Consider the following 16,521-nt stretch of genomic DNA (forward strand, 5'->3'; position numbering starts at 1 on the left):
GTTCGGGGCGCGCCTCGTGCGCTCCCCTGCGCCTCCACAGACACCTGGACACGGTCCGTGGGCGATGCGAGCGTGAGTGGTGACCGGCAATGACAACGGCGATCGTTTTCGCTCTCTTCGAAGGGAGTCGACGTCATGTCGAACAATGTCACCCTGGTGGCCCGGGTTCCGGTGCTGCCCTCCGCCGACGCGGATCGTCCGATCGAGTTGAGATTCGGTCCGCACACCGACGCCGAAGGCCGCCCCACCGACGAGTGGACGGTCGAACGACTGACTGCGGAACAAGCGGTGAACCTGGTCGAGGACCTGGCCGCGATGCTCGGCCTGAGCGTGCTCGCCCCGGCCGAGCTTCGGGTGGTGTCCTGACGCATCGCACCCCCTGCCCGTCCCACTCGCGTGGCGCCCGTGCGCCGTACGGGTGGGACGCGTGCGTGCACGGGCGCTTTCCGGGCGGCGGGCCGTCGCCGCGCCGCACAATGGCCGCGTGAGCAGCAAGACCGCAGCACTACCGACATCGACCGCCGGTGGCGAGTCGCCCACCCGCGCGCCGGAATCCGCCGGCCGCCGTGAGCCGCCCTTCGGCCCGGTCGCCGAGCGACGCAAGGAGGCGGACCCGCACCCGAGCGGTCCGCGGGTACGGATGCTCCTCCCGGACGGACAACACCTGGAGGTCACCCTGGTGAGCTGGCACCAGTACCGGGACGGCAGTTGGCGCGCCCGCGTGCGCTGGCCCGTCTGGGGGGCGTACGGCTTCGCCGCCGACGTGCAGACCAGGGCCTGGGCGATGGAGTCCTTCGTGCCGGCGAGCATGCTGGGCCCGGTCGACGGCCAGGACTACGGCACCGTGCGACGCGATCGACCACGCGTGCAGGTGCCCAAACAGCAGTGAGCCGGGCCGGGGCGAGCACCCGGGGGCGTGCGCCGGTCGCGGGAGCCCGCGGGGCGGGCCGCGACCGGGCACACCCGCGCGGCGTCCGGGCGAACGCGGACGGTACAGTTCATAGCTTCCGGTGACGAAACAGCAACACGGTTTCCCCGAAACAACGGGCAACGGGTACATGTGTCCTAAATCCTGTTGCTCCAGGGTTGCCGGCCACCGATGCTTGCGGCATGTTCGATCCGGTCATCACCTCGCATGACGCCCTCCTTGGCCTGCTTCGCAGCGGCCACGGTCAGGGCGCCCGGCGGGCCCTCGTCGCCGACCGCGTCGCTGTGCTCGACGCGCTCGACGGCTGTGTGGTCCGCGATCCCCGTGCCGTTCCGGCCACCGAGTCGCGGTCGCTGTACTACGCACGCCTGTACGCGGACCTCGACGCCGGTCTCGACGGCCTCGCCCGACATCTCCTGTGCGACGACGACTGGACGGACGAGGACGCGGACCGCACCGCGCTCCCGCTCGCCGTCCTGGGCACCCTCGCCCGACTCGGCCGCGCCGACGCGACCGCGCTGCTGCGCGAGTACGTCGAGGAGGGCCGCGACTGGCCGGAGGCGCTGGACCGGCTCGCCGCGATCGGCCACGACGCGGCCCTGGCCGGTCTGCTGGAGGTGGTCCTGGACCGCGCCGAGGACGACGAGCTCTACGACTGCGTCAAGCGCTCCACCGGGATGCGCCCATGGCGGGTCTGGGCGGCCGAGGACGAGCGGGTGCGCGCGGTCGTCGAACAGGTCGACCTGGACTGGTGGCGCTGGGAGCTGACCCGCTCGGTCAAGACGCCGACCGGGCCGACCGCGCCCGCGCAGACCGTCGACCAGGTGCTCGCCGAGGCCGCCGACGGCCCCCGACAATCGCTCGCGTGCGGACGACGGCTGAGCGCGGTCGCCGGACCCGAGCACCGCGGCGCGATCCTGGCCGCCGCCTGGGCCGGGCCGGACGGCGCCAGAGCCGCCGCGCTGAGATACCTCGGCGAACAGGGCGACGGCGCACTCCTGGACCTGGCCGAGGGAGCGCTCGCGCCGGACGCGCCGGCCGTGGTGCGGCTTGCCGCCGCGCAGGCCGTCGGCGGGCTGCGCAGCCCGGCCGCGGTCGCCCGGGCCCGCGGCTGGGCCGCCCGCGAGGACCTGCTCGGCGAGGTCGCGGTGCGGATACTGGCCGGCGCCGGGGAAACCGTCGACGGACCGATTCTGCTGGACGCGCTGCGCACCCGGGTGGCCGCGTCGATGCGCGCCGGCGACCCGATCGTCGACCAGGCCGAGCACTTCCGCCTGTGCGACCTGGTCACCGGGATAGGGCGGCTGGCCCTGGTCGACGCGCTCGACCTGGTCAAGGGCGTCTACCAGGAGGCCGCCTCCGCCGGCCTGCGCGCCTGCGCGGTGCAGACGCTGGCCCGGATAGAGCCCTCGTTCGCCGCCGAAACGGCCGTGGAAGCCCTGTGGGACTGCCAGGCCGACACCCGATTGATCGCCACGCGCCACGTGGACGCGCGCCGCCCCGAGGCCGTGACGCGACTGCGCCGACTCGCGGGCGACCCGGCCGAGCACGACGACGTGCGCACCGCCGCCCTGGCCAGACTGAGCGAGATGTAGCCGCTCGCCCGCCGACCCGCGCCCGTTCGGCTCCCTCGCCGCCGGGCGGGCGCCGAACCTGTCGGCCGAACGTCCTAGGCTCTACTCCCATGACCGTTCCCGCCCGAGCCGGCCTGCCCGGGGAAGTGCCGCCGACTCCCGGCCCGGCGCTGCCCCCGGGCGCGGCACACCCGCGCTCCGGGGTGACCGAGGAGGGGCTCGCCCGCCGCCTCAAGGCCCTCGCCTGTACCGCGCCGCTGCACGACCTGGAGGCGCGCAAGGCCAACCTGGCGGGCGAGTACACCGTCTATGCGATGGCCGAACTCGGTCTGGCCGCGATCGACCTGGTCACCATCACGATGGACTTCGACACCGGAGCCGACCACGACGAGATCGTGTCCCGGCTCCGCCCCCGGGTGGCCGCGCAGGCCCCCGGGCGCGACCCCGCCGAGTACGAACGGGTCGCGCGCTGGGTGCTGGAGAACCTGATCAACGTCGGCAGCGTGGACCGCGGCTTTCGCGCGGTCTACGGGATGTGGACCCGCGAGGGTGAATACATCCGGCGCGACTACGACTTCAAGCTGCTCGAAGAGGTCCCGGGACCGGACGGGCACATCTTCCTGCGCGCCACCGACGAGGCGATCAACGTCCTGGTCGGCGCGCTGGACACCGATGTCACCAGCGCCCAGATCGCCGCCGACGTCAAGCTCGAACACCTGATCCGGCGCGGCCGACTGGCCGAGGCCAGGTTCGCCGCCGAACAGGCCCGCTACCGCACCGTGCAGTACGCCGAATCGCTGCGCCGCGCCCTCGACGCGACCCGGCGCAACGTGCGCGCGGTGGACTGGCTGCGGTCCGTGCCGGACCTGATCGACGAGGCGTTCGAACACGTCGCCGACCGTTACCGGCACGAGAACGCGATCCTGATCAACATCCGGCGGGCGCGGGACGAGGCCGAGGAGAGCGAGCGCAAACGCGGCGCGGCCGAACTCGTCGACATCGTGCAGGACTGCATCCGCCGGCACACCCAGTTGCAGACCCGGTTGATGGAGGCCGGGCCGCTGTTCCGGGCCGAGCAGGACCGGCAGGCGTTCGCCGCGCCGAGCACCCGCACCGGGCTCGACCTGTACGGGCAACTGCTGCGCCCGCTCCTGGAGTTGCCGGTCGGCGACGCCCGCCGGGTGACCGACCGGTTCTTCGCCGCGGGCACCGGCCTGCGCACGCCGGTCGCGGTGCGGCTGCACGACCTGACGGAGATGTTGCTCACCCCGCCCGCGCCACGCGACCATCTCGGCGCCGAACTGCCCGAGCCGGACGTCTCGCTCACCCCCGACGACAGCCGCTACACCGAGAGCCAGCACGATGCGGCGGCGCTGCTCCTGGACATCCCACCGGAGACCCCGCGCCGGCTCTCCGGGCTGCTCGCCGAGGCCCGCGAGGCGGATCCCGACCTCGGCTACCTGGTGGCGCTGCTCGCCTTCCACGCGGCCTCCCCGCCGGTGGGCACCGCGCTGCGACAGGGCGACCGCACCCTCCTGGTGGCCGTGGACGACGGCACCGAACTCGACGACCACGAGGTCGGCGGCGCCGACCTGATCATCGGCACGGCGGTTCTGACCGGCGCGCGACCCGAGCCGGAAGGGCCCACCCCCGGATGAACCACGACACGGTCACCGAAGCCGCACCGATCACCTCGGCCGACGTGGGCGACGCCGCGCGGCTGGTCGCCTACGGCCTCCAGCCCAAGCTGCTGCCCGCCCGCGACGCCGAGTACGCCGACCTGATCCGCAGACACCGCGAGGACCCGCGCTTCGCCGCGCTGGCCGCGGCGGTCGCGGCCGGCCTGGGGCTGGTGGTCCTGGAGGTGTCGCCGCGCGCCGGGATGGCGGTGACCGCCGGCGAGGACTCGGTGTTCGCGGTCCGGATGGGCGACTACGCGCGCCGGGCCGGCACCGAGTCGGCCGACCGGTTCCTGCACGGCCTCGCCCACCTCGCGGTCGCCGCGATGGCCTTCCCGCGCCCCGAGGACCTCGCCGACGACGCCTATGTGGGCCGGCTCAGCGTGCACGGCGTGGACGCCTTCGTCCGCCAGGCCTGCCTGCGTCTGGAGGAACGCGCCGAGCAGCGCGGCGAGATCAGCGACCCCGAGGTGGAAGGGCCCGGCCTGGAGGCGGCCTGGCGGGTGTACGCCCGACGCAGCGCCACCGGCGCGACCAAGGACGCCCGCAGGCTGGCCGCGTCCACCATCGGGATCGTGGCCAAGGCGGTCGCGTTCCTGGTCGACTCGGGCTTTTTGCAGCGGGTCTCCGACGACGCGGGCGGCACCTACCGCACCACCGCCCGCTATCAGCTCCAGGTGCGCGACACGGCCGGTTCGGCGGCCATGTCCGAGCTGTTGGAGCTGGGCGTGGTGGCGGTCACCGACGGCAGCCCGAGTCTGCTGGCCGCCGCGACCGACGGCGGCGAGTTGGCGCCCGGCGCCGGATTGCCCTTCCACGGGGTCTGACCCGGTCCGGGGTCCGACTCGCGCCTCGGGCCTTCTTCGGGCCCGACCCGCCCGATCCCGGCCTGTGCGCGGGGCCCGAGCCGGGAGGCGGGTGCTGCTCCACCCGCCGAGTGCTGCTTCGCCGGAGATCGTCCGCCGGATGATCGTCCGTTGTGTGATGGTTTTGTCCTGTGCTTCGACCAGAGAGATTTGACCGCCGATGTACGAGCTGTCCCGGGTCCGGCTGTTTTCCATCGGGCCCGCCGGTGCGCGTTACGCCGACACCGTGCTCGACCTGCGCGGCGTCGGTGCGCCCGTGCCCGACCCGGCGCCCAGGCAGGCGCAGCTGTTCGAGGGCGAGCCGGTCGGGCCGCCGCGCCGACCCGCGCCGGCGGGTGTGCTGTTCCTGGAGAACGGCGGCGGCAAGTCGGTCCTGCTCAAGCTGATCTTCTCGGTGATGCTGCCCGGCCACCGCAACACCCTCGGCGGCGCCAGCTCCGGTGTGCTGCGCAAGTTCCTGCTCGCCGACGACTGCGGGCACGTCGCGCTGGAATGGCAACACGTGCTCACCGGCGAGACGGTCGTGGTCGGCAAGGTCAGCGAGTGGCGCGGGCGCCAGGTCTCCTCCGACCCGCGCAGGTTCGCCGAGAGCTGGTACTCCTTCCGACCCGGCCCCGGGCTCACCCTGGAGGGGCTGCCGGTCCAGGTCGGCGGGCGGCGGCGCACCATGCGCGGCTTCCGCGACGCGATGACCGAACTGCACAAGGTCTACCCGGACGTGGACGTGGTGTGGGAGGAGATCCACGACCGCTGGATCGAGCACCTGAACGCACTCGGCCTGGACCCGGAACTGTTCCGCTACCAGCGCGAGATGAACGCCGACGAGGGTGAGGCGGCGGGCCTGTTCGCGGTCAAGAACGACGCGGACTTCGTCGACCTGCTGCTGCGCGCGGTCTCCGATCCGGCGGACACCGACGGGCTGGCCGACCTGGTCGACGGGTTCGCGGTCAAGCTCGCCCAGCGGGCCGAACTGACCGCCGAGCGGGACTTCGTCGAGGGCGCGGTCGAACTGCTGGACGCGGTGGGCGAGGCGGCCGGTCGGCGCACCAGGGTGCGGGCGGCGCACCGCGGCGCCGAGGACACCGCGCGCGAGCTGGGCCGCGAACTGGGCGCCCGGGCCGAGCGCGAGCGCGAACGGGCCGCCGAACTGGCCCGCCGGGTGGCCGAATCCAGTGCCGCGGTGGACGCCGCCGAGCAGGCCCGGGCGCATGCCGCGCTGGTCACCGCCGAGATCACCCACCGGCACGCCGGGATGCGGCTGACCGCCGCGGAGAAGGACGCCGCGCGGCTCAAGCGCGAACTGGGCGACGCCCGCGGGCTGCACTCGGCCTGGTTGGCCACCGAGGCGGTGCTGCGCCACCGGGCGGCGGTGGATCGCTCGGAGCGGGTGGACGTGGCGATCCGAGCGGCCGAGCGGGATGCCGCGCCCGCGCTGGCCGCCCGCCAGGAGGCCGCCGGCGCGCTGGTGCGCGCGCTGCACGCGGCCGCCGCCGGGGCCGAGGGCCGGGCGGACACCGAGGAACGCCGGGCCGCCGAGCTCCAGGAGCGCGGCGAGCGGGCCCAGCGGGCCGCGACCACCGCGGCCACCGAGGCGCAGCGCACCCGCAGCGAGGCCGCGCACCTGCGCGGCCGGCTCGCCGAGGTGGGCGCCGAACTCGACCTGGCGGTCCAGGCGGGCTGGATCGAGGACGACGGCGATCCGGCCGAATCCGCCGCCCGCGCCGCGGACGAGGAGAAGGCCGCCTCCGCCGCGTGGGCCGAGGCCCGGGCGAGCGCCGAACAGCTCGCCGCCGGGGTGCGCGAGGCCGAGTCGGCGCGCGGGCGGGCCGAGTTGGCCGCGGCCCGGGCGGCGGACCGCCTCGGTGTGGCCGAGGCCGATCTGGCCGCCGTGCACGCGAACGCGGCGGCCCTCGCGGCCGATCCGCGCGTGCGCGAACTGCTCGGTCCCGATGCCGAGGAGGCGGTCGGCGAGCAGGCCGCACGGGCCTTCGACCGGGCCGCCGACGTGCTGCGCGAACTGCTCGCCGAGGCGGTCACCGACGGTGAGCGCACGCTGTTCCAACTGCGTACCGGTGCCGCCGACGACTCGCGGATCCTGGGGGCGCTCGGCGACGGCGGTCTGCTGCCCGCCGGACCGGACGTGCTGGCCGCGGTCGAACTCCTGGGCGAGCACGGCATTCCGGCCCTGCCGGGGTGGCGCTACCTGGCCCAGTCGGTGCCCGCCGAGCGGCACTCCGCGGTGCTCGCGGCCCGCCCCGAACTGGTCGACGGCGTGATCGTGACCATGCACAACGCGATGGACCGGGCCCGGGACGTGCTCGCCGAGGCGGCGCTGCTGCCGCGCTCGGCGGTCGCGGTGGGCACGCCGCAGGCGCTGCTCGAACCCGGCCGGGACCGCCCGGACACGTTCCTGGTGCCGCCGAACCCGGCGATGCACGACGAACGCGCCGCGGACACCGAGCGGGACGCGCTGCGCCGTCGGGCGGCCGAGCGGCAGGAGGCGATCCGGGTGCGGGCCGCGCGCCTGGAGGGCGACCGGGCGCTGGCCGGGCGGCTGGCGACCTGGCGGGCCGCGTGCCCGGCGGGCCGGCTCGACGCGCTGTTCGAGGCGGTCACCGACGCGCAGCTGGAACTGGCCGCCGCACAGGCCGCGGGAGAGGCCGCGGAGATCGCCGCGGTGAGCGCCGAGCAGGCCCGGGCGCAGGCCGTGGACCGGCGGGATCGGCGGATGGACGCCGCGCAGACCGCCCGCCGTCGGGCGGACGCGCTGGCCGGGCTGGCCTTCCGGCTGCGCGAGCGGGCCGGGTGGGCGCGCCGGATCCGCGAGTTGGAACAGGAGACCGGCGAACACGAGGCGGGCGTCGAGGCGGACCGTACGCTGGCCCGGACCGCGGACGAGGACCGCCGGCAGGCGCAGCGCTCCGCCGACGATGCCCGGCGTACCGCTCGTGCGCTGCGCGAGGAGCGGGCCGAGATCACCGGTGCGCTGGAGGAGCAGGTCGCCGACGCGCCGGCCGACGAGGCCGCCGCGCGTGCGTCGTTGCCCTCGTTGCGCGAGGCGTACCGCACGGCCCGTGCGCTCTACGAGAAGGTCGGCGTGGGTGCGGACCTGCGTGCCGAGCAGGCCCGTGCGGAGAGCGAGGAGTCCGCCGCGCAGAGCACGTTGGACCGGCTCAGCGCGAAGGTGCGCCGACAGGCGGCCGAGCTGCTGGACGGATTCGACGGCTCCGACGGTCCGTCCCGGTTGGCCGCGGCAGCTCGCGCCGAGGACCACGTCCGCACCCTGGAGGGTCGGGCCGACGCGGCCAGCGAACTGCTGGGCCGACTGCGCGGCGAGGTCGAGCGGCACGCGCCGGCCGAGGGCCGCGAACACCACCTGGACCTGCCCGAGGAGCGGCGGCCCCGGGACGGCGCGCACGCGCTGGAATTGTTGCGCGCCGCCGGCGCCGAACACGCCGCCTGCAGCGAGGCGCTGACCGCGGCCCGCGAGACGCACGGCCGGCTGGCCCGCGAGCACACCGACGCCGACCACGCGGCGGGCGCCTTCGGCGAGGTGGCGGCCTCGCTCACGGACACGCTGCCGGCCGTGCCGGTGGATCCCGAGCAGCCGCCCGCGACGCCGTTCGCCGGCCCGGTCGCGGACGCGCGGGACGCGGCGACCACCTGCCGGCGTGCGCTGCGGGCCGCCGCGGCGGACCTGTCCGCCGCCGAGGCGCAGGTCCGGGAGCGGACCGAGACGCTCGTGCGGCACGCGGGCGCGGCCCGGTTCGAGCAGGTCCGGATGCCCGCCCGGCAGCAGATCCGGGAACTGCCGCCGGCCGCGCTGGCCGAGCACGCGCCCGCCTGGTCGGCCGCGTTCGCGCCGCGGCTGCGGGTGCTCACCGACGAGCTGCGCCAGATCGAGCGCAACCGGGACAGCATCGTGGACCGGATGCGGGGCATGGTCGAGGCCGCGCTGACCACGCTGCGTGCGGCGCAGCGGTTGTCCCGACTGCCGGAGGAACTCGGCGAGTGGTCCGGCCAGGAGTTCCTGCGCATCCGGTTCGACGAACCGGATGCGGCGGGCCTGGTGGAGGCGCTGGGCGAGGTGGTCGACGAGGCGACCCGCACGATCAAGCGCGGTCGCGACGGCACGGTCGGCGGCGTGCGGCGGGACGGGATGACGCTGCTCCTGCGCGGGGTGCATGCGGCGCTGCGTCCGCGCGGGGTGCAGGTGGAGATCCTCAAGCCGGACTCGGTGTTGCGCGCCGAGCGGGTGCCGGTGGGGCAGATGGGCGACGTGTTCTCCGGCGGGCAGTTGCTCACCGCGGCCATCGCGCTGTATTGCACGATGGCGGCGCTGCGCAGCAACGATCGGGGTCGGGCCCGGCACCGGCACGCCGGGACGTTGTTCCTGGACAACCCGATCGGGCGGGCCAACGCGTCCTATCTGCTGGAGCTGCAACGCGCGGTCGCGGACGCGCTCGGGGTGCAACTGGTGTACACGACGGGGCTGTTCGATACCACGGCGCTGGCCGAGTTCCCGCTGGTGGTGCGGCTGCGCAACGACGCGGACCTGCGCGCCGGGCTCAAGTACATCTCGGTCGAGGAGCACCTGCGGCCCGGATTGCCGGTGCCGCAGGAGCCGGACGAGCCGCAGATCGTCGGCGAGATCCACGCGACGCGGGTCTTCCGCCGGCCGACCGAGACCGCGGCGGAGCCGATCGGCTAGGGCCGGGGCCGGTCGAGCGGGTCGGGCGGGCCGGGCGGGTCGGTGGGGAAGGGCGCGTAGACCGCGTCCGTGCGGTCCCGTCGGCCCGTGCGCATGCCCTCGGGCACCGGCCACTGCCCGGCCGCGTCGTCGACCCGGACCCACTCGGTGGTGGCCACCCGGCGGGCGATCCGCCACCCGCCGGCGCGTCGGGCGAAGTCGTCGATGTAGCGGAAGCCGGTGATCAGGTTGCCGCGCGGGGCCGGGTCGGCGCTGCGGTGGAAGGCCATTCCGTACGTCTCCGAACGGGCGAGATCGGGCGTGTCGTCGCGGAATTCCACCAGGTGGTTGCCGACGAGATGCATGGTCGAGGTGTACCGGGGGAGCAATCGCCCGATCCACGCGAGGTATTGGTCCACCGTCCCGGTGAAGCTGCCGTGCTCGTCGGTGGCATCGGGGTGGTAGCACGCGCGGACGGCGTCGAGATCCATCCGGTCGATCCCCCGGCAGTACCGCAGGACGACGTCGTGGATGGCCTGACGGTCGATCAGCCTGCGCAGCTCCAGGTCCCCGCCGAAGTCGTTCATGACCCACGACACTACGGTCGGGAGGCATACAACCCCTCGGCCGGGGGACACCGAACAACTCCGGGCAGCGACGACGCGGCGACGACGAAGGTGATCAGATGGAACCGGCTTTGCGCGAACACGCGGGCACCGTAAGGGAACTGGCTTCGCGCTGGCTCGACTCGATGCTGAGCGACCCCGGGGTGCGGGCGGCCGGCGGCGACGTGGTGTGTTCGCCGACCGGTCTGTGGCTCGCGCTCGCGGCGGCGGCCACCGGAGCGGAGGGCGACACCGCGGAGGAACTCGCCGATCTGGTCGGCCTCGCGTGGCGCGAGTCGGCCCCGGTGGTGACCGCGGTGGCACGCGATCTGGCCGGCACCGAGGCGCTCGCGGTGGCGACCGGGGTGTGGAGCGTGTCGCCGCTGCGCGAGGCCTTCCGGGCGGCGCTGCCGGACATCGGGTTCGGCGCGTTGCGGGCGCAGGACGAGCTGGACGCATGGGTCGCGCGGGCCACCGACGGGCTGATCGCGGGCATACCCGTCGAGTCGGACGCGGCGACCCGGATGATCCTGGTCAACGCGCTCGCGCTGCGGGCCCGCTGGCGCGAGGAGTTCGACCCGGCCAGGACGCACGACCTGCGGTTCCACGCCGCCGACGGCACGCACACCCGGGTGCCGATGATGCGCCGCGAGGTGCCGGCCGCGGACGTGTGGGCGATCTCCGGTCGGGACGGCGAGGTCACCGTGGTCGAATTGGTGTGCGCGGGGGAGCAGCCCGCCCGGGTGCGGTTCGCGCTCGGCCCGGAGCATGCGCCGCCGGCGTCGGTGATCACCGCCGCGTGGGCGCCGCGCGACACGGGAAAGGCGTACGAGGGCGAGGACGTCGAGCTGCGGCTGCCGCGCTTCGAGCTGCGCACCCGGCTGGATGTGGTGCCGCACCTGATCGATCTGGGGCTGGAGAGCGCGTTGACCGACGACGCGGACTTCGGCGGGATGACGGACGAGCCGGTGCGGATCGACCAGGTGCTCCAGGAATCGCTGCTGCGGATCGCCGAGGAGGGCGTCGAGGCCACCGCGGTGACCACGATCACGCTGGACTGGATGAGCAACGAGCCGGAGCCGGTCCGGCGGCGGGTGGCCTTCGACCGTCCGTTCGCGTGCGTGGTGATGGACGCGTCCGGCTACGTGCCGCTGTTCGCGGCCTTCCAGGCCACGGCGCCGCGGGACGCGCCCGATCAGGGGTTGTGAGGCGCGACCGGGTGCGCTGTACGCGGTCGACACCGTGTTCGGGGTGCCCGGTCACGGTCGCCGGCCTGCTCCGCGAGGGCCGCCGGCCACGGAGAACGCGTCGAGCCCGACCGCCGTGACACCGGCGTCGTGCACCGCCGCCAACAGCTCGGACAGGGGCGGGGGTTCCTCGGCGCCGGCGAACGGGGAGAAGGCGAACGTGTTCGGGCACAGGGCCGACATGGTGCCTGACGGTGCATCAGGTATCCGGTCGATTGTGGTAGTCCTGATGGACCATCAAAACCGCGGAGGAGTACGCATGAGCCAGTCCGGCCATGGCATCACCGTCCCGCTGAACGCGCCGCTGGCCGACCATCCGCGGTTGATTCGCGAACTGCGCGCGGCCGGCTACACGGACGTCTGGTCGGCCGAGGTGGACGGCCTGGACGGCTTCACCCCGCTCACCGTGGCCGGCCTGGCCGATCCGGACGTGCGCCTGGGCACCGCGATCGTCTCGCCGTACACGCGCGGCCCGGCGACGCTGGCGATGACCGCCGCGGCGCTTGCCGAGGTGGCGCCGGGACGGTTCCGGCTGGGCATCGGCGCGGGATCCGCGCCGATCGTCGAGGCGTGGAACGGGGCGAGCTTCGACCGGCCGTACCAGCGGGTGCGCGACACCGTGCGGTTCCTGCGCGCGGCCTTCGCGGGGGACAAGGTGACCGAGGACTACGAGACCTTCTCGGTGCGCGGCTTCCGGTTGTCCCGGCCACCGCAGAGCCCGCCGCCGATCCTGGTCGCCGCGCTGCGCCCGGGCATGCTGCGGCTGGCCGGGCGGGAGGGGGACGGCGCGATCCTGAACTGGCTCTCCGCCGAGGACGTGAAGCGGGTGGTGCCGTACGTGCACGAGGGCGGGCCGGACAAGGAGATCGTCGCGCGGATCTTCGTGGTGCCGATCGAGGACCGGGACACCGCGCGGGCGATCGGCCGGCGGATGATCACGAGCTACCTGACCGTGCCGGTGTACGCCGATTTCCACCGCTGGCTCGGCCGCGCCGAGGAGTTGGCGCCGATGTGGGCGGCCTGGGCCGAGGGCGACCGCAAGCGCGCCCTGGAACTGGTCCCGGACGCGGTCGTGGACGACCTGATCGTGCACGGCGGCCCCGACCGTTGCCGGGCCGGGATCGCCCGCTACGTGGAGGCGGGCGTCACGGTGCCGGTCCTGGCGGTCGTCGACCCGCGCCCGGACGCCGGGCCGATCGAGGCCGCGCTCGCGCTCGGGCCCGGCACCGACTGAGCCCGGGCCCGGCGCCGAGTGATCACAACCCCAGGACCCGCAACGCGTTGGTGCGCAGGAACTTCGGCCACACCTCGTCCTTGAAGCCGACCCCGGGCAACTCGGCGAAGATGCGATCCAGGGTCAGGCCGTACGGGAAGTAGCCCGCGTAGAGGATCTTGTCGGCCCCGCGCGTGTTCGCGTAGTCGACGATCGCGCGCGGGTAGTGCTTGGGGGCGAAGGCCGACGAGGACCAGTGCAGCCCGGGCCACTTGAGCATCAGCTTGACCGCGAGGTCGCACCACGGCTCGCCGCCGTGCCGCATCACCACCGTGAGCTCGGGGAAGTCGTAGCAGACCCGGTCGAAGCGCATCACCTCCTGCGCGGCGGCCGGCACCCGGGGCCCGGGGATGCCCGCGTTCACGAACACCGGCAGACCCAGCTCGACACAGGTCGCGTAGAGCGGGTAGGCCAATCGGTCGTCGATCGGCACCGGAGGTGTGCATCCGCACGGGAAGAAGGTCGCGGCCACCACACCCGCCTCCTCCCGCGCCCGACGCAGACCGCGCACGCCCGCCATCACGTCGGTGGGATCGACCTGGAAGCTGCCGAGCAGCCGATCCGGGTGCCGGCGTACCGCCGCCGACGTGTCCTCGTCCTCGAACGAGACCGGGATCAGCGCCTTCTCCACGCCGAAGCGGTCCATCTCGCGCAGCAGGTCCTCGGCGGAGGAGTCGGTGCGCTCCATCTCGGGCAGGTCCTTGAACATGTACCCGGCCGGATGGGTCATCCCCGTCCGGCTGTCCTCGTCCCGCAGCGTGCCCGCCATCGCGGTCGCCCACCAGCGCCGATCGCGGTTCGGCAGGCCCATCAGCAGGTCGACCACGCCGATGCCGTCCGGAAATGCCATCCGACCCTCCGTTGGAACGGAAACGATCCCGGAGCCGACGCCGAGTCCTCGGCTCTGCCGAGAACCCGGCCGGCCCCGAGACCGTTTCGATGATCTTCGAGCCGGACCTATCGGGTGACGATGATCGACGAACCGTGTCCGAACAGGCCCTGGTTCGCGGTGATGCCCACCGTCGCGCCGGGCACCTGGCGCCCGCCCGCCTCGCCGCGCAGCTGCCAGGTGAGTTCGCAGACCTGGGCGATCGCCTGCGCCGGCACCGCCTCGCCGAACGAGCCCAGGCCGCCGGAGGCGTTCACCGGGATCCGACCGGTGATCTCGGTCGCGCCGTCGCGCAGCAGCTTCTCCGCCTCGCCGCGCGCGCAGATGCCCAGATCCTCGATCCAGTCCAGCTCCAGCGCGGTGGACAGGTCGTAGACCTCGGCCAGGCTCAGGTCCTCCGGGCCGATGCCGGCCTCCTGATAGGCCGCGTGCGCCAGCGACGCGCGGAAGGACAATTCGTTCGGGGCCACCGCCACCGAGGAGTCGGTGGCGATGTCGGGCAGCTCGATCAGTGCGCTCGGGAAGGTCGGGGTGACCGTGGAGACCGCCGAGATCCGCACCGGGGAGGTGGTGTGCCGGGCGGCGAACTCCTTGCTGCACAACACGACCGCCGCCGCGCCGTCGGAGGTGGCGCAGATGTCCATCAGTCGCAGCGGGTCGCACACGATCGGCGAGGCCGCGACGTCCTCCATCGTGAACGCCTTGCGGTAGCGCGCGTTCGGGTTGGCCAGCCCGTTGCGCGCGTTCTTGACCTTGACCCGGGCGAAGTCCTCGACCGAGGCTCCGTAGAGGTCGATCCGGCGCCGCGCGTACATCCCGAAGTAGGCCGGGTTGGTCGCGCCGAGCACGTGGAAACGCACCCAGTCCGGGTCGTCCGGGCGGTCGCCGCCGACCGGGGCGAAGAAGCCCTTGGGGGCCGCGTCCGCGCCGACCACGAGCGCGACGTCGCACAGGCCCGCGAGGATCTGCGCGCGGGCGCTCGCGATCGCGTGCGAGCCGGACGCGCAGGCGGCGTAGGAACTGGAGATGCGCGCGCCGGTCCAGCCGAGGGCCTGGGCGAAGGTGGCGCCCGCGACGAAGCCGGGGTAGCCGTTGCGGATGGTGTCGGCGCCGGCCACGAACTGGATCTCCTGCCAGGCCAACCCGGCGTCCTTCAGCGCGTCCTGCGCGGCCTTGACGCCGTACTCGACGAAGTTGCGGCCCCACTTGCCCCACGGGTGCATGCCCGCACCCAGGACGACGATCTCGCGGTCGGTGCTCATGCCTTGACCTCCACGGGCCGCACGTTCCACGTGGTGTAGACGTGCTCGTCGTTCTCGTACAGCACGCCGGGCACGATCTCGACCTCGACCCCGACCTTCAGGTCGTCCACGCCGACCCCGGGCGCGCCCTGGCCGAGCACGATCAGGCCCTCGGCCTCCAGGCGCACCGCGATGATGGTGAACGGTTGCCACTCGGTGTCCGGGTCGGACACGAACGGGGCCGGCGGGCGGTAGCCGGCGTTCGTGTAGGACCAGACGGTGCCGCGCCGGGACAGCGGCACCTCGGCGAACTCGGTGCCGGCGCACGCCGGATTGCTGCAGAACGTCTCCTGGCGCGGGAAGAACACGGTCCCACAGGCGGTACACCGGGTGCCGAGGAGGGAGAAGTCCTCCCCGGACGTGGTGAACCAACCGGGGACCACAGGCTTGTGGTCCTTCGTCACGGGGCCCTCCAACTCGTCTGGCCGTGTCGTCCGATGTGTGTACGGACCACAGTCTGACGGATCGTCAGTTCCGTGCGCCAACCCGACCGGGGTATTTACGGTCACACCCGCCGGCTCGCGACCGGCCGGCCGTCCCCTATATCTGACGTCCCATCAGTCCCGAGGCCCGCCACAACCGTTGCCCCGGCCCACCGAGCAGACCGTGCTCGTCGTAGAACGCGATCAGCCGCCGCGACCAGTGGCCCAACGTGTCCAGTCGATGCGGATTGGCGCGCGCCACCTTGTACGCCTCGCCCGCATCCAGACCCACCGCCGCATACACACCCGGATGCACCAGGCGGGTGGCGATGATGTGCGCGGCCCGGGCCAGCGCCAGGCGGGTGATCGCCCGCTCGGTCCGCGACATGTGCGGCGCGCCGCGGGCCACCTCGTCGCGGGCGTAGCGCACGTGCCGGGCCTCCTCGACCACGTGGATGCGCGCGGTCTGCCGAGTGATCGGCTGGAGCGACTCGTCGGCCATCATCTCGCGCTGCATCGTGTCCAGGACCTCCTCGGCGATCAACGCCATCGCGAAGGCCTGCACGCCCGAGCCCAGCGTCTTCATCGCCCGCGCGGCCATGTGCGCGTACGGACCGGGCCCGTACTCGGGGCAGTCCAGCTTGTCGATCAGCCTGCCGAACATGGTCGAGTGCCGGCACTCCTCGGCGATCTCCATGAACGCGTACTGCACGTGCCGCGAGGTCAGCGGGCGGTCGTAGACGTGCCGGATGAGCAACTGCATCAGCACGACCTCGAACCAGATGCCGACACTGGCCATCGAGGCCACCTCGTGCCGGGACAGGTCGATCCGCTGCCGCTCGCTCATTCGCTCCCAGATCGGCGTGCCGTACAGGCTGACCCGGTGCGCGGGCAGGAAGAACGCGCCGTCGACCAGCGGCGCGTCCCAGTCGATGTCGGTGATCGGGTCGAACGCGTGCGCGTGCGACGCGGCGAGCAGCCGCTCCGCGACGCGCTCGCGGTCGGTGACGGTGCCGTGCGTGGTGGGCATGCGAGGCCTCCTCTGCC

The 16,521-nt window shown here is 73.7% G+C and carries 14 protein-coding genes; 8 read left to right on the forward strand and 6 right to left on the reverse strand.

Annotated features, from left to right (window positions below; genetic code table 11):
• Window positions 1-135 precede the first annotated feature (135 nt).
• The 6 genes from ACIBM5_RS01490 to ACIBM5_RS01515 all read left to right on the forward strand — a co-directional run bounded on the left by ACIBM5_RS01490 (window position 136) and on the right by ACIBM5_RS01515 (window position 9,758).
• Entirely contained in the window at window positions 136-366 is a 231-nt protein-coding gene (locus ACIBM5_RS01490; RefSeq protein ID WP_396004827.1) for a hypothetical protein, read from the forward strand.
• 118 nt (window positions 367-484) lie between these two features.
• Window positions 485-889 (forward strand): hypothetical protein, encoded by a 405-nt coding sequence (locus ACIBM5_RS01495; protein ID WP_396004828.1) that lies wholly within the window; start codon window positions 485-487, stop codon window positions 887-889.
• A gap of 221 nt (window positions 890-1,110) precedes the next feature.
• Window positions 1,111-2,523, forward strand: coding sequence for a HEAT repeat domain-containing protein (locus ACIBM5_RS01500; protein ID WP_396004829.1), 1,413 nt, complete (start codon window positions 1,111-1,113; stop codon window positions 2,521-2,523).
• An 89-nt stretch (window positions 2,524-2,612) separates the two neighbouring features.
• Window positions 2,613-4,160 (forward strand): hypothetical protein, encoded by a 1,548-nt coding sequence (locus tag ACIBM5_RS01505; RefSeq protein WP_396004830.1) that lies wholly within the window; start codon window positions 2,613-2,615, stop codon window positions 4,158-4,160.
• Window positions 4,157-5,008, forward strand: coding sequence for a hypothetical protein (locus ACIBM5_RS01510; protein WP_396004831.1), 852 nt, complete (start codon window positions 4,157-4,159; stop codon window positions 5,006-5,008). The genes ACIBM5_RS01505 and ACIBM5_RS01510 overlap by 4 nt, the downstream gene beginning before the upstream one ends.
• 199 nt (window positions 5,009-5,207) lie before the next feature.
• Window positions 5,208-9,758: a hypothetical protein gene (locus tag ACIBM5_RS01515; protein ID WP_396004832.1), complete on the forward strand. Its 4,551-nt coding sequence runs from the start codon at window positions 5,208-5,210 to the stop codon at window positions 9,756-9,758.
• On the opposite strand, the gene ACIBM5_RS01520 is transcribed toward ACIBM5_RS01515, so the two are convergent.
• Complete coding sequence (locus tag ACIBM5_RS01520; protein ID WP_396004833.1) at window positions 9,755-10,324, reverse strand: nuclear transport factor 2 family protein; 570 nt, start codon at window positions 10,322-10,324, stop codon at window positions 9,755-9,757. The genes ACIBM5_RS01515 and ACIBM5_RS01520 overlap by 4 nt on opposite strands.
• 98 nt (window positions 10,325-10,422) lie before the next feature.
• On the opposite strand from ACIBM5_RS01520, the gene ACIBM5_RS01525 reads away from it, so the two are divergent.
• Complete coding sequence (locus ACIBM5_RS01525) at window positions 10,423-11,550, forward strand: serpin family protein (protein WP_396004834.1); 1,128 nt, start codon at window positions 10,423-10,425, stop codon at window positions 11,548-11,550.
• Between the two features lie 51 nt (window positions 11,551-11,601).
• Here ACIBM5_RS01525 and ACIBM5_RS01530 read toward each other — a convergent pair whose 3' ends face one another.
• Entirely contained in the window at window positions 11,602-11,772 is a 171-nt protein-coding gene (locus ACIBM5_RS01530; RefSeq protein ID WP_396004835.1) for a hypothetical protein, read from the reverse strand.
• 76 nt (window positions 11,773-11,848) lie between these two features.
• Here ACIBM5_RS01530 and ACIBM5_RS01535 point away from each other — a divergent pair, with 76 nt between their 5' ends.
• Window positions 11,849-12,823, forward strand: coding sequence for an LLM class F420-dependent oxidoreductase (locus ACIBM5_RS01535; protein WP_396004836.1), 975 nt, complete (start codon window positions 11,849-11,851; stop codon window positions 12,821-12,823).
• Between the two features lie 22 nt (window positions 12,824-12,845).
• On the opposite strand, the gene ACIBM5_RS01540 is transcribed toward ACIBM5_RS01535, so the two are convergent.
• From ACIBM5_RS01540 to ACIBM5_RS01555, 4 genes are all read right to left on the reverse strand, one after another.
• Window positions 12,846-13,712: an amidohydrolase family protein gene (locus ACIBM5_RS01540; protein ID WP_396004837.1), complete on the reverse strand. Its 867-nt coding sequence runs from the start codon at window positions 13,710-13,712 to the stop codon at window positions 12,846-12,848.
• A gap of 107 nt (window positions 13,713-13,819) precedes the next feature.
• Complete coding sequence (locus tag ACIBM5_RS01545; RefSeq protein WP_396004839.1) at window positions 13,820-15,013, reverse strand: lipid-transfer protein; 1,194 nt, start codon at window positions 15,011-15,013, stop codon at window positions 13,820-13,822.
• Window positions 15,010-15,456, reverse strand: coding sequence for a Zn-ribbon domain-containing OB-fold protein (locus tag ACIBM5_RS01550; RefSeq protein ID WP_391582043.1), 447 nt, complete (start codon window positions 15,454-15,456; stop codon window positions 15,010-15,012). Before ACIBM5_RS01550 ends, ACIBM5_RS01545 begins: the two co-directional genes overlap by 4 nt.
• Window positions 15,457-15,592: 136 nt before the next feature.
• Window positions 15,593-16,504 (reverse strand): diiron oxygenase, encoded by a 912-nt coding sequence (locus tag ACIBM5_RS01555; protein ID WP_396004840.1) that lies wholly within the window; start codon window positions 16,502-16,504, stop codon window positions 15,593-15,595.
• Between the last annotated feature and the right edge of the window lie 17 nt (window positions 16,505-16,521).

This window comes from Embleya sp. NPDC050493 (genome assembly GCF_044458105.1).
Classification (GTDB): Bacteria; Actinomycetota; Actinomycetes; order Streptomycetales; family Streptomycetaceae; genus Embleya.

What these genes read in the sequence shown, in the direction of transcription:
- ACIBM5_RS01530 (WP_396004835.1), bottom strand. Translation starts at nt 11,772, where the DNA reads ATGTCGGCCCTGTGCCCGAACACGTTCGCCTTCTCCCCGTTCGCCGGC.
- ACIBM5_RS01545 (WP_396004839.1), bottom strand. Translation starts at nt 15,013, where the DNA reads ATGAGCACCGACCGCGAGATCGTCGTCCTGGGTGCGGGCATGCACCCG.
- ACIBM5_RS01490 (WP_396004827.1), top strand. Translation starts at nt 136, where the DNA reads ATGTCGAACAATGTCACCCTGGTGGCCCGGGTTCCGGTGCTGCCCTCC.
- ACIBM5_RS01515 (WP_396004832.1), top strand. Translation starts at nt 5,208, where the DNA reads ATGTACGAGCTGTCCCGGGTCCGGCTGTTTTCCATCGGGCCCGCCGGT.
- ACIBM5_RS01520 (WP_396004833.1), bottom strand. Translation starts at nt 10,324, where the DNA reads ATGAACGACTTCGGCGGGGACCTGGAGCTGCGCAGGCTGATCGACCGT.
- ACIBM5_RS01510 (WP_396004831.1), top strand. Translation starts at nt 4,157, where the DNA reads ATGAACCACGACACGGTCACCGAAGCCGCACCGATCACCTCGGCCGAC.
- ACIBM5_RS01535 (WP_396004836.1), top strand. Translation starts at nt 11,849, where the DNA reads ATGAGCCAGTCCGGCCATGGCATCACCGTCCCGCTGAACGCGCCGCTG.
- ACIBM5_RS01555 (WP_396004840.1), bottom strand. Translation starts at nt 16,504, where the DNA reads ATGCCCACCACGCACGGCACCGTCACCGACCGCGAGCGCGTCGCGGAG.
- ACIBM5_RS01540 (WP_396004837.1), bottom strand. Translation starts at nt 13,712, where the DNA reads ATGGCATTTCCGGACGGCATCGGCGTGGTCGACCTGCTGATGGGCCTG.
- ACIBM5_RS01500 (WP_396004829.1), top strand. Translation starts at nt 1,111, where the DNA reads ATGTTCGATCCGGTCATCACCTCGCATGACGCCCTCCTTGGCCTGCTT.
- ACIBM5_RS01525 (WP_396004834.1), top strand. Translation starts at nt 10,423, where the DNA reads ATGGAACCGGCTTTGCGCGAACACGCGGGCACCGTAAGGGAACTGGCT.
- ACIBM5_RS01505 (WP_396004830.1), top strand. Translation starts at nt 2,613, where the DNA reads ATGACCGTTCCCGCCCGAGCCGGCCTGCCCGGGGAAGTGCCGCCGACT.